Source organism: Kribbella sp. NPDC020701, assembly GCF_055562215.1.
The window spans coordinates 254281-266339 of the sequence record NZ_JBVHFT010000009.1 but is presented as its reverse complement, the minus strand read 5'-3'; the positions used below and the strand labels follow the sequence as shown (position 1 = coordinate 266339).

The 12059-nt window shown below is 67.6% G+C and carries 10 protein-coding genes; 5 read left to right on the top strand and 5 right to left on the bottom strand.

Annotation, left to right across the window (positions count from 1 at the left end; genetic code table 11):
• Nucleotides 1–37 precede the first annotated feature (37 nt).
• Nucleotides 38–676, bottom strand: coding sequence for a pyridoxamine 5'-phosphate oxidase family protein (locus ACZ3HV_RS23020; protein ID WP_465687031.1), 639 nt, complete (start codon nucleotides 674–676; stop codon nucleotides 38–40).
• Nucleotides 676–1989, bottom strand: coding sequence for an MFS transporter (locus ACZ3HV_RS23015; protein ID WP_465687030.1), 1314 nt, complete (start codon nucleotides 1987–1989; stop codon nucleotides 676–678). Before ACZ3HV_RS23015 ends, ACZ3HV_RS23020 begins: the two co-directional genes overlap by 1 nt.
• A 143-nt stretch (nucleotides 1990–2132) precedes the next feature.
• Here ACZ3HV_RS23015 and ACZ3HV_RS23010 point away from each other — a divergent pair, with 143 nt between their 5' ends.
• Complete coding sequence (locus tag ACZ3HV_RS23010; protein WP_465687029.1) at nucleotides 2133–2585, top strand: hypothetical protein; 453 nt, start codon at nucleotides 2133–2135, stop codon at nucleotides 2583–2585.
• Between the two features lie 144 nt (nucleotides 2586–2729).
• Here ACZ3HV_RS23010 and ACZ3HV_RS23005 read toward each other — a convergent pair whose 3' ends face one another.
• Nucleotides 2730–3374: an alpha-ketoglutarate-dependent dioxygenase AlkB gene (locus tag ACZ3HV_RS23005; RefSeq protein ID WP_465687028.1), complete on the bottom strand. Its 645-nt coding sequence runs from the start codon at nucleotides 3372–3374 to the stop codon at nucleotides 2730–2732.
• 45 nt (nucleotides 3375–3419) lie between these two features.
• Nucleotides 3420–4577: a LuxR C-terminal-related transcriptional regulator gene (locus ACZ3HV_RS23000; protein ID WP_465687027.1), complete on the bottom strand. Its 1158-nt coding sequence runs from the start codon at nucleotides 4575–4577 to the stop codon at nucleotides 3420–3422.
• A gap of 192 nt (nucleotides 4578–4769) precedes the next feature.
• Here ACZ3HV_RS23000 and ACZ3HV_RS22995 point away from each other — a divergent pair, with 192 nt between their 5' ends.
• The 3 genes from ACZ3HV_RS22995 to ACZ3HV_RS22985 all read left to right on the top strand — a co-directional run bounded on the left by ACZ3HV_RS22995 (nucleotide 4770) and on the right by ACZ3HV_RS22985 (nucleotide 7992).
• The gene (locus ACZ3HV_RS22995; protein ID WP_465687026.1) at nucleotides 4770–5558 is read left to right on the top strand and encodes an SDR family NAD(P)-dependent oxidoreductase; all 789 of its coding nucleotides are present in this window, start codon (nucleotides 4770–4772) and stop codon (nucleotides 5556–5558) included.
• An 81-nt stretch (nucleotides 5559–5639) separates the two neighbouring features.
• Nucleotides 5640–6518, top strand: a complete 879-nt coding sequence (locus ACZ3HV_RS22990) for an alpha/beta hydrolase (protein WP_465687025.1) — start codon at nucleotides 5640–5642, stop codon at nucleotides 6516–6518.
• A gap of 133 nt (nucleotides 6519–6651) precedes the next feature.
• Nucleotides 6652–7992, top strand: a complete 1341-nt coding sequence (locus tag ACZ3HV_RS22985) for an amidohydrolase (RefSeq protein ID WP_465687024.1) — start codon at nucleotides 6652–6654, stop codon at nucleotides 7990–7992.
• A gap of 64 nt (nucleotides 7993–8056) precedes the next feature.
• On the opposite strand, the gene ACZ3HV_RS22980 is transcribed toward ACZ3HV_RS22985, so the two are convergent.
• Nucleotides 8057–10876, bottom strand: a complete 2820-nt coding sequence (locus ACZ3HV_RS22980; RefSeq protein WP_465687023.1) for a S8 family serine peptidase — start codon at nucleotides 10874–10876, stop codon at nucleotides 8057–8059.
• Nucleotides 10877–11118: 242 nt separating this feature from the next.
• Between ACZ3HV_RS22980 and ACZ3HV_RS22975 the strand changes: the two genes are divergently transcribed.
• Nucleotides 11119–11928 carry a dienelactone hydrolase family protein gene (locus ACZ3HV_RS22975; protein ID WP_465687022.1) on the top strand — a complete coding sequence of 270 codons (810 nt, stop codon included), beginning with the start codon at nucleotides 11119–11121 and terminating at the stop codon, nucleotides 11926–11928.
• The last annotated feature ends 131 nt before the right edge of the window (nucleotides 11929–12059 follow it).

Below are 12059 nucleotides of genomic sequence, written 5' to 3'. Positions count from 1 at the left end.
TCGCCACGGAGTATCCCGGTCTGCGCCCGGTGCGGTATCAGTACTTGACGTTGTAGATCTTCTCCTCGTACGCCTTGCCGTAGTACTGCTCGAGCTCGGCCAGCTCCTGGTCCTGACGCTCCAGCGCCTTGGAGATCCGGGCCCGGCTGGGCATCGCGTCCGGCTCCCAGGTCTCGGGCTTCCACAGCTGCGACCGCAGGAACGCCTTGGAGCAGTGGTGGAAGATCTCCTCGATCTCGACCAGCAACGCCAGCTGCGGCCGGTTCCCCCTGACGATCATCTCGTCGAAGAACGGCGCCTCCTTGACGATCCGGGCCCGTCCGTTGATCCGCAGCGTGTCACCACGGCCGGGGATGAAGTAGATCAGTCCGACGTGCGGGTTGGAGAGGATGTTGCCGAACCCGTCGACGCGCCGGTTGCCGGCCCGCTCCGGGATGGCGATCGTGCTGTCGTCGAAGATCTTGGTGAAGCCGGCCGGGTCGCCCTTGGGGGAGACGTCGCAGGTGCCGTCGGCCGCCGAGGTGGCGATCAGGCAGAACGGTGACGCGGCGAGCCACTGCCGGTCCAGCTCGTGCAGCTCCTTGCGGGCCTTGCCGGCCGCGGCTGCCAGTGGGGTCGGGACTACTTCGCGGAGTTCGTCGTACGTCGTGATCTCGACCAGTCCGGGGATCTCCATCAGGCAGCGTTCTCCTCTACCAGCGACGGCGTGGCGTCCTCGTTGACGGCCCTCGTCCGCACTGCCCATCGTACGGCGGGACCAGTTGCGCAACTGGTCCCCAGGAACAGCGCACCGACGAGGATCCAGCCGATCGGACCCCAGCCGAGGACAACGGTGGTGAGCAGGGCCGGGCCGAGCATCCGGGCGATCGCGGGACCGGTGCCGAAGAAGCCTTGGTACTGCCCCTGCTTGTCGGCCGGAGCGAGACCGAAGCTGATCTCCCATGCGCCGGACGCGAGCTTCATCTCGCCGAGGGTGAGGAGTGCGGCGGCAACCACGAGGACTGCGGCTGCCGTGGTGGCGTTGAGCTTGGCGGCGGACAACGCGAACACTGCGCACGCGGCCAGCATGGCGATCCCGGCGTACCGGACCGAGCGGGTGGCGGTGTGGAGGTTGTGAACGCTCTTGGCGATCCGGACCTGGAAGACCGTGACTCCGAGGGTGTTGACGATCATCAGTGAGGCCACGACCCAGCTGGGCGCGCTGGTCCGGGTGACGATCCACAGCGGGCCGATCAGGCTGATCAGCGGCATGAACAGCAGCATGATCGCGTTCAGCAGCGCGAGGACGGCGTACGGCCGGTCGCGCAGGACCGCGAGCCGCGGCTCACCCTTGACCCGCGTGCTGACCGCGATCGACGGGACCCGGCGGATCAGGCCGGCCGCGATCAGGAAGCTCAGCGCGTCCACCGCGAACACCGTCAGGTACGCCGCTGAGGTGTCGAAGCGCAGTGCGATCCCGCCGAGCAGGGCGCCGACCGCGAGCCCAGCGTTGACCGTCGACTGGAGGAACGCGCGGATCCGGGTGCGCTCGGCCGGCTGCACAAGCCCCGCAAGAAGTGCCTGACGAGCCGCGGTGAGCCCGGTCTGGCTGCACGCATAGACAATCGCGGCCACCAGGAACAACGCGAAGCTTCGAACGAACAGGAACGACCCGACTGACGCTGCCGTCGTCAGCGCCAGCACGATCGCGATGCCGCGCGCGCCGCGCCGGTCGGCGAGATTGCCCAGCGGAACGCCGGTCAGGAACCCGACCAGCCAGGCGATCGTCAGGCCGAGGCCTACCTCGGCGGTCGAGAGTCCGACCACCCGAGTGAAGAACAGCGCCGAGGTGACAACGAACGCCCCGTCGCCGACCGAGTTCGCCAGTTGCGCGAACGCCAGATCCCGTGGAGCACCAGCGGGCGGCAGCATGCGGCCGAGCTTCCGGCCGCCGGCCGCCTGGCTCGTGCCCTCCTGCGCCGACCGGATGCGGTCTGTCGTGATGCTCATCGGAGTCTCCCTCGGCTCGGTATGACTCGAGCCTAGAAGCGCAGCGGCCCAGCAGGCAGGTCCACTTCCAGCCAGGAATGATGGGCCACATTGGTCTGTGGATAACTCAGAATCGGGGTCGGAATCACGGCACCTTGTTGAGTATGAGCTTCCATCACCTGACCCCCACCTGGACCACCCAACCCCTCACCGACCCCGCCCACGCCGCCGACGTCGTCGACCTGATGGTCAGCCTCGGCGACCGCCGGCGAGGCACCTTCGCCGTGCTGTTGTGTGACCCCGACGACCGCTATCGGGGCACCGTGCTGATCGACCTGCCGGCGGAGTTCGAGCACCTGGCGCCCACCATCGGGACCGCGGACGTCTGCTCGTCCGCCCTGCGCCCGGTCATCCCCGCGGTGCACACCACCCCTGGCGCGGCCCTCATCCTCGCCCTGGGCCGCCCGGGACCCGCGTCCTGGCCCGACCTGGACAACGAGTGGGCCGAAGCCGCCACGCACATCTGCAGGGCCGCGGACGTCCGCCTGCTCGGCTTCTACATAGCCGCGATCGAGGGCGTCTACCAGCCCCTCCTGCAATCTCCCGCGGCGGCGTGACCCATGCCAGCGCTCGCTGCATCGGTCTCCGCGCACGCGATGTGCGTCTCCAACGCCAAGTGGGTCTCCGCGAACGCGATGTGGGTCTCGCACGCCAAGTGGGTCTCCGCGCACGCCATGTGGGTCTCGCACGCCAAGTGGGGATCAGCGCACGCCACGTGGGCGGAACTGGATGCTGATCCGGGGCCCGATGCGGCCCGACGCCTTGGGGATCGCATGCTCCCAAGTCCGCTGACACGTGCCACCCATCACGATCAGATCCCCATGCCCGAGCGGATACCGCACCGTAGAGCCGACCGGCCCGCTGGACGACCCCGGCCGGGGACGCAGCGCGAGCACACGTGGCTCACCCACCGACAGGATGGCCACCATCGTGTCTTCGTGGTTGCCGCGTCCGATCCGATCGCCATGCCAGGCAACGCTGTCCCGACCATCGCGGTAGAAGCACAACCCAGCCGTCTGGAACGGTTCACCCAGCTCCTCCACATAGTACGCACTCAGCGCATCCCGGGCCTCGTCCAGGATCGGCAACGGCAGATCCTCGGTCTCCCCGTAGAAGCACAGCAACCTGGGCACGTCGACCACCCGGTCATACATCTGCCGGCGCTCCGCCTGCCACGGCACGTCGCGCGCCAGCCGCTCGTACACCTGATCTGCTCCGGTCAACCACCCCGGCAACACATCGATCCACGCACCACGCCCAAGCTCCGTCCGCCCGAGCCCGTCCAACGATCCCAACGCCGGATCCTCGAACGCACCCAGCAACGAGCCCTGAAGATCAGCACCCATGACCCTCAGCCTACACGAGATTCGAACATTTGTTCCCATGAGCCTTCAGGGGCGGGTCCGTTCGACGACGCGGGCGAGCTCGACCCGCGACTGTACGCCGAGAGTGCGGAAGATCTGCCGAAGGTGGTAATCGACCGTGTGGGGCGAGAGGAACAGGAGGGCGGCGGTCTCCCGGTTGGTGAGTCCGCGCGCGACCTGTTCGGCGATGGTTCGTTCGGAGTCTGTGAGGAGCGACCAACGGCCCACGGAGCCCGCGTCGAGGATCTCGGCGGTGGGCGCGGGGTGCGTCTGTCGGCCGATCCAGACGACGGCTCCGGCGAGGGTCGAGCCGTCGTACACGGGTTCGCAGCGTGTGGTCCTGGGGCCGGAGGAGTAGGCGACGACTGCCTGCAAGGCTCCTTTGTGGTCGCGGATCGCTTGCTCGGCCCAGCCCCACAGCAGGGCGCGGTCGGTCGGGGCGGTGAGGATCGGGCCGGCGGCCGTGTTGAAGAACATGGTGTTGGCGCTGATGGCGGCGAGTGCGCCCTTCGACCTGCGTCGTGCGTTCAGGAACGCGGCGCGGAGTGCCGGTGAGGGGACACGTGATTCCTCGAGCAGCCGGCGGCGAGTCTCGGCCACGACGCGGCCGACCAACGCGGGCATCACCGCGTTGTAGATCGTCCCGGGACAGGTCGCATTGATGACGCCGAGCAGTTGTCCGGTTGCCGGGTGGACCACCGCGCTCGAGGCACACGACACGGCGGTCAGGTTGTCGGCGTAGTGCTCGAAGCCCAGGACGACGGTCGGTCCGGAGGTCAGCAGTGCCAGGCCGATCGAGTTGGTGCCGACCAATTCCTCGCGGCATACGTAGCCAGGTGCTGCACCGATGCGGTCCATCACGTCCGAGGTCTTGCTGGTACCGGCCCATCGCTCGACCAGGTGCCCGGTGTGGTCGCTGAGCAGCAACGCCACCGGTAGGTCGACCAGGTCAGCGCTGACGGCAGCCAGGGTCGGCGCCGCGGCCCAACGAAGCCTGCTGTCGTTGTCGACGTCGGGGTCGAACGGGACCGAGACGTGGTCAGGAGGCAGCCCGGCGTCGGCGGAGCGCCGCCACGAAAGCTGGATCGCATCCGAGACCGTGCGTGATCCGTGGCCGCCGTGCTCGACCCTGTCGAGGACATGCTGTACAGCTCCCGAGCGCGTTCCCGTTCCTGCGTCGTCCATGGCTCCTCCAGCGTCGGGTGGACGCTCCAGGCGCCAGACGGCGGCCCTAGGTACGGCCCGCACTCATACTCGCCCGGGATCAGCCGGGGCGGCAAGCAATCCGGACCGGACTACGTGATCACGTGGTGTCGACGATGGCTCGGCGGCCTACCGTCGGGAATCGAGAGGTCGTCCGACGAACTGGAGATCGCCTTGGAGCTTCACCTGACTGGCAAGGTCGCTGTGGTCACCGGCGCCAGCAAGGGCATCGGCCTCGCGATCACCCGATCACTGGCAGAGGAAGGTGTCACGGTCGTGGCCGGTGCGCTGCATGGCAGCGACGAGCTCGACCTGCTCGCCGACCGCTTCGCGGTCCACGCGGTCAAGGTCGACCTGGCCGAGGCGGGCGGGCCGGACTACCTGATCGAGGAAGCTGCCGGTCGACACCAGGGCCTGGACATCCTGGTCAACAACGTCGGCGCCGTCCGGCCGCGGCTCGACGGATTCCTGGCGGTGACCGACGAGGAGTGGACGGCGACCCTGACGATCAACTTCCTGGCCGCGCTCCGCAGCATCCGTGCCGCCCTGCCACACATGCTCGGGCGGCCGAGCCCGAGCATCGTGACCATTGCCTCGGTCAACGCTTCGCTGCCCGATCCCACCGTGATCGACTACAGCGCGGCCAAGGGAGCCCTGAGCAACCTGTGCAAGTCGCTGTCCAAAGAGTTCGGACCGCGGGGCGTACGGGTCAACACGATCAGCCCCGGTCCGGTGCAGACCGACCTCTGGCTCGGCACCGGGGGCGTCGCGGAAACCGTCGCACGAGCACGCGGCCTGCATCCCGACGAGGTCGCCGGCAGCGCCGCCGCCGACAGCCCGACCGGTCGCTTCACGACACCACAAGAGGTCGCCGACCTCGCCCTGCTGCTGGCCAGCGACCGAGCCTCCAACGTCAACGGCAGCGACTTCGTCATCGACGGCGGCCTCATCACCACCCTCTGACTCCCTCAACCCGCGGCAGCTCATAGCACCGGAGAGCTGCCCGATGACCGATCACTTCTCCTTCCAAGCTAGGGGCCATCCATGACTGACTCCGGATCCGACGCATCCAAGAGCGCCCGGACGATCACAGAACACGAGTTGGAGCAGTGCAAGCACGCGAACGCCACGGCGCGACCGCCCGTCGTGTTCATTCACGGGCTCTGGCTGTTGCCGAGCAGTTGGGACCGATGGGCGACTCTGTTCGAGGAGAACGGATACGTCAGCCTGACGCCGGGCTGGCCGGACGATCCCGAGACAGTGGAGGAGGCCAACCTCCACCCCGAGGCGTTCGCAGGAAAGTCGATCGGCCAGGTCGCCGACCATTTCGAGGAAATCATCCGCGGCCTGGAGAGCAAGCCGGTCATCGTCGGCCACTCCTTCGGCGGATTGCTGACCCAGATCCTGGCCGGTCGCGGCCTGGCCGCGGCGTCCGTGGCGATCGACCCGGCTCCGTTCCGCGGAGTACTCCCGTTACCGATCTCCGCGCTGAAGTCGGCTTTCCCAGTGCTCGGCAACCCGGCCAACCGCAGCCGCGCGGTCCCGCTCACCTACGACCAGTTCCGCTACGGCTTCGCCAACGCGGTCGACGAGGACGAAGCCAAGCACCTGTACGAGACCTACGCGGTACCGGCCGCCGGCAAACCCCTGTTCCAAGCGGCGGCGGCCAACCTCAACCCCTGGACCGAGGCGAAGGTCGACACCAAGAACCCCGACCGTGGTCCGCTGCTGATCATCTCCGGGGAACTGGACAACACCGTCCCCTGGGCGGTCGCGAACGCCTCCTACAAGCAACAGCAAGACAATCCCGGCATTACCGAGATAGTGGAGCTCGAGGGTCGCGGCCACGCCCTGACCATCGACAAAGGCTGGCACGAGGTCGCCGACACCGCCCTAGCCTTCCTCAAACGCACGACGTCCTAGTCAGTCCGGCCGGCGACTACAGAACCCAGGTCAGTTCGCTGACCTGGGTTCGTCACCGAGCGGGCTCCACGGGGTCGTGGACTGCTGATCTACGAGACTGCCCTTACGACGACCATCGATCGGAGGACGACGGATGTCGCAAGTGCTGATTCGCAACGTCGCGGTGCTGGTGGTGCCGGAGTCCGGCGAGTGCCGCGTCGACGACGCCCAGGACATTCGTGTCGACGACGACCGGATCACCACGATCACCCCGACGGACGCCTCGCCGGCCGAGTCGGGGGAGTGGGAGGTGATTGAGGGGGACGGGTTGTTGGCTGTGCCGGGGTTGGTGAACTCGCATACGCACAGTCCGATGGTGATGATGCGGGGTGCGGCCGAGGACGTCTCCATCGATGACTGGTTCAACCAGCGGATCTGGCCGATGGAGGTCAATCTGACGCCGGAGCGGGTGCGCGTTGGGGCGCGGCTGGCGTGTGCGGAGATGTTGCTGGCCGGTGTCACCACGTTCGTGGATCACTATTTCCACGCCGATCAGATCGCGGCCGCCGCGGTCGAGTCCGGTATCCGCGCCGACCTCGCGCCCACGTTCTTCTCGTCCGCCGGCCCGGACGCCATCGACGCGGCGATCGCGACCGCCCGCGACCTCCGGACCATCGACTCCCGGATCACCGCCAGCCTCGGACCACACGCGACGTACACGATCTCCGACGACGACCTGCGGCGTACGGCGGACATCGCGCAAGCCGAGGGCTTCCGGATCCACCTGCACGCAGCGGAGACCGACGACCAAACCCGGTCGTCACTCGAGAAGCACGGCGTCACGCCGATGCAGGTGCTCGAGCGCACCGGCGTACTCGAGGCCGGCGCCTTGATCGCCCACGGGTGCGGCATCCGCGAGTCCGACTTGCCCATCCTGCAGCGGTACGCCGATCGCACGACCGTCGCCAGTTGCCCGAAGGTCTACCTCAAGCTCGCGATGGGTGAGGTGACTCCGATCAAGGGCCTGCGATCCGCCGGCGTACGCGTTGGCGTCGGCACCGATGGAGCAGCCGTGCACAACACTCTCGACGTCTGGGAATCCCTGCGGATGGTTGCCCTGACGCAGAAGCAGCGCGAACACGACGCCGAGTGGATGACACTGTCCGACACTCTCCGCCTCGCGACCCGGGGCGGCGCAGCGACGGCCGGTCTGGCTGACCGCATCGGCCTGCTCGAACCAGGCCGCCAAGCCGATATAGCCCTCGTCGACCTCTCCGGTCCGCACAACCAACCTGTCCACGATCCCCGAGCAGCCCTGGTCTACTCGGTCCGCCCCTCCGACGTCATCACAGTTCTCGTCGACGGCAAGGTCGTCGTCCGCGACCGCCAACTCACCACAATGAACCTCGACGAAATCCTGGCCGACGCCCGAGCCCTCGCTCACACCCTCGTCGACCTCTCCCAAGGTGGCGCGGTCCAGCACTACGCCCCCTGACCCGGGCGGGGCGGAAAGCAGCACGCCCCGGCCGACCGGACGGGGCGTGCTTTGGTGCAACTTGTCAGCTCACCGTGAGGATCTTGTTCACGGTGTAGGCCTGGGTGTGGTCGGCATCCGCCGGGAACCAGACCCGGTAGGCGATCTGGCCGCGGATGGCCGGCTTGATGCCGAAGGCGTACGCCCCCGTGGCACTCAGTTTCACCGAGGCGATCGACTTCCAGACCTTGTTCCCGTACTGCTGCAGGTAGACGAGCTTGCCCGAGTGCGCCGGAGCGACGTACCCGTTGAACCTCGTCACCGACCCCAGCCGGAGCGCCGCCGGCGCCAGCGTCGCCGAGATGGTCGGCGTGACCTGCACGGTGAGGTCTGGGGTCCGGGTCCCCATCAGGTCAGCGTTGCCAGGGAACGTCAGCATGATCACCGACGACACCGCCGGCTTGTACACGTAACTGAGCTTCCCGGTCGACGACGTCTTCAACGCCGCCAGCAACTTGAACGTCGACACGTTCTTCGGCCGCACGTAGATGTTGACCGGCAACCCGGCATACGCCTTGTTGTCGATCCGCACCGTGGAGCCCCTGATTGTGATCGACGCCCCGTACGTGACCAACGTCGACGTCACCGCAATCCCAGACGTCATCCCCAGCAACTGCGTCGTCGCCACCGGGCTGACCTTCCCACTGCGATCCTTCACCCAGGCCGCATAGGTATACGTCGTCCCCTGCAACAGCCCAGTGTTCTTCACCGCGGACCCGGTCCCCGCATAGACCAGCACCCCAGTGCTGATCGTCGGCACCTTGCTCCCAGCATTCCGCCGCACGATCACCTGGTCGATGTCGGTCGTCGCCGGGACCTTCCAGGACAGGTTCGCCGCCAGGTACGCACCGGTGGCGTCGAAGGATCCCACCGCCTGCGGCGCCATGTCCACGGTCGTGAACACACTGCTGAACGGCGCAACCGCCGTGATGCCGTCAGCTTCGTTGACCCCGGCAACAACAATCCGGTACGTCGTGTTGTCCAGCAGCGGCGTGGTCGGCGTGATGACCGCCTGCTTGGTCGCCGCGTCGTACGCGACCGCGCCGCCGATCGAGGCCCCGGACTTGCCATTGACCAACCGCACCGTACTCGCAGTCACCGTGCCCGCGTCGACAGCCCGGGCGAAGGTGATCGAGGGCGTCGTGGACACCGCCTGGCCGGTGGACAGATCGGCGGGTAGGGCGTTCCGGACCGGGTAGTCCGTTCCTCTGCTCGCCGTACCGTCGGCCTCGCCGACGCTCAGCGTGTAGGCGCGCGTGTCCCGCGAGCCGTTGTCGTTGCGGACGGCGATGTACGCGGTGCCGGCCGGCACGCTGACGGTCGTGGCCGCGGTCAGCGCCACGGCCCTGTTGCATCCCGTGTTCGGGTCGATCGGCGTCGTCGGGTACGGGTTCACGGCGTTCCCGAGCGACACCAGATCCTCGTCGTACACGTCGACCCGGGGCCCGAAGTTCGACGAGTAGGCGCAGTTGAACTGCGGCCCGGTCAGCGACACCTCGAGGGAACGGGCCGCCGCCGACGTGACCTTGTACCAGTCCACGTCGCCTTCGACGGTGATCGTCGAGTTGGTCGAGCTCGACAGCGCGGTCGCCCGCGCGGGCTGGTCGTCGTCGTCCGCCGGGTTGACCGGGAAGTCCGTGGTCCACTTGCCGCCCAGAGCGGCGTACGCGTCCACGATGCCGGCCCCGTAGTACGGATCGGTGCCCCGCGGACCGGCGTCACGCGCGAGGACCTTGAGCCGTTGCGCGACCTGAACCGGTGTGAACGTCGGCCACTTGTTCTTCACCAGGGCCGCGACGCCGGCGACGATCGGCGCCGAGCAGGACGTGCCCGTGCAGGACCAGTAGGGCGCGTAGCCGGACGGAGTCATCGATCGCACACCGGTGCTGAGGATGTTCCAGCCGGGAGCGGCGATGTCGACCCAGTCGCCGTACGAGCTGAAGTTGGTCAGCACGCCGACCGCGTTGGTCGCGGCGACGGCGATCGACTCCGGATATGCGGCCGGGTATTGGAGGACATCGGAGCCATCATTGCCGGCAGCAACCACCACGACGACTCCCGCGGCGACCGCCCGTCGCACGGCGTCGTGCAGCACCGCGTTGTCTCCCGGTCCGCCGAGAGACATGTTGATCACCTTGGCTCCGTGGGCGACCGCCCAGTCGATGCCCTCGGCGATGTCGACGTCGTACCCTCCGCCGTTCGACGCGAGCACCTTGACGGGCATCGCCTTGACGTTCCAGCCGACGCCGGCCACGCCGAGGCCGTTGTTGGCGCCGGCCGCGATGATGCCGAGCGTCATGGTGCCGTGGCCGTTGTCGTCGATCGGTCCTCGGTTCGGCGAGGTGGCGTTGTAGCCCGCCACCAGGTGTCCGGCCAGGTCGGGGTGACCGGCGTCGACACCGGTATCGAGGACGGCGACGATCTGGCTACCGGTGGTCTTGGACAGGTCCCAGGCCTGCGGCACCCGGACGGTGTTCAGGTAGGTTTTCTGATCGGTGCCGTAGTACAGGTCGTTCGGAACGGCGGAGATCCATCGCTTGTAGTTCAGCGAGGCCAGCTCGACGGTCGGGTCTGCCTTCGCCTTCTTGAGCAGGTCGGCTGCGGACAGGTCACCCTTGAGCTTGACGATGCTCGAGCTCACGGACTGCTCGGCCGTGGCCCCGAACTTGGAGACCGCGGCCTTACGGGCTGAGGTCGTAGCCTTCGGCTTGAACTTCACCATCACCGCGTTCGGCTCGTACTCCGGCTTGCTGGTGTTGTGGTGAGCCGTGAACGGCGGGCGGTAAGCACCAGGTTCCGCGGCCGAGCCGGACGAGCTGGTCAGTGTGACCAGTGCTCCGGCCACGAGCGCCGCTGGCAGGCCCAGACGGAGCAAATGGGCAGGACGGAAAGTCAAGGGGACCCCCCCAAGGGTCGCAGAGTGATGGTCGCCCGGAGTATGTCAGAGGTCTGGTCCGGTTAGGTTGCCGGATGGGATGTCGAAAGCTGCAATTCGGCAACGGCTTCCCGGCTATCACCTGCAGATTGCCTCAACCCGTCCACTCGGACGACAGGTTGTTGCCGACCGGGCACTCTAAGCTGTCGTTCATGACTGCCGCACCGAGCTCCGATCTGGCCGGTTGGCGGCGGGCGCCCTTCACCGGCGCCGGCCTGACCTACGACTGTTTCGAGAAGGGCGCGGGGCCGGGCGTCGTGCTGATCCCCGAGATCCCCGGCCTGACACCCGAGGTGGTCGGCTTCGGCGACCACCTCGTCGACGAGGGCTTCACCGTCGTCATCCCGTCGCCGTTCGGTACGCCGGGACGCCCCGAGACCCCTGGCTACGTGATGGGCATCGTCGCGCGGCTGTGTGTCACCAAGGAGTTCCGCTGTTTCGCGGCGAACGCCGAGCGCCCGATCACGCGGTACCTGCGGGCGGTGGCCACCGAGCTGGCCGCGCGTACGCCGGGACGCGGGGTCGGCGTGATCGGGATGTGCTTCAGCGGTGGGTTCGCGCTGGCCACCGCGGTCGAGGACGTGGTCACCGCGCCGGTGCTGAGCCAGCCGTCGACTCCGTTCGCGGTGACGCCACGGCTGCGGCGTGATCCAGGCCTGTCCCAGGCCGAGCTCGAGGTCGTCAAGGAGCGGACGCGGTCGGACGGGTTGTGCCTGCTCGGCCTGCGCTTCAGCCAGGATCGGATGGCACCGGCCGAGCGGTTCGCCACATTGCGGGCGCAGTTCGGTGATGCGTTGGAGGTGATCGAGCTGGACTCCGCGGCCGGCAACGCCGACGGCTACAGACGGTCCGCTCACTCGGTGCTCACCGCCGAAGTCCGCGAGCAGCCGCCGAACTCGGCTTTCGCGGCCCGAAATCGGACTGTCGAGTTCCTGAAAAGCTGCCTCATTACTACGGATTGACCGGCTATAGTGACTGTCCGTGGGGAAATGTTAGAGCAACGTTGAGGAATGCACAGCGTGTGATTCAGCGGACGCTGAGTGGGGAATTGTCCCGTCATCCGGGGTGAATTGTTGCGGTGTGCAAGGGGAGG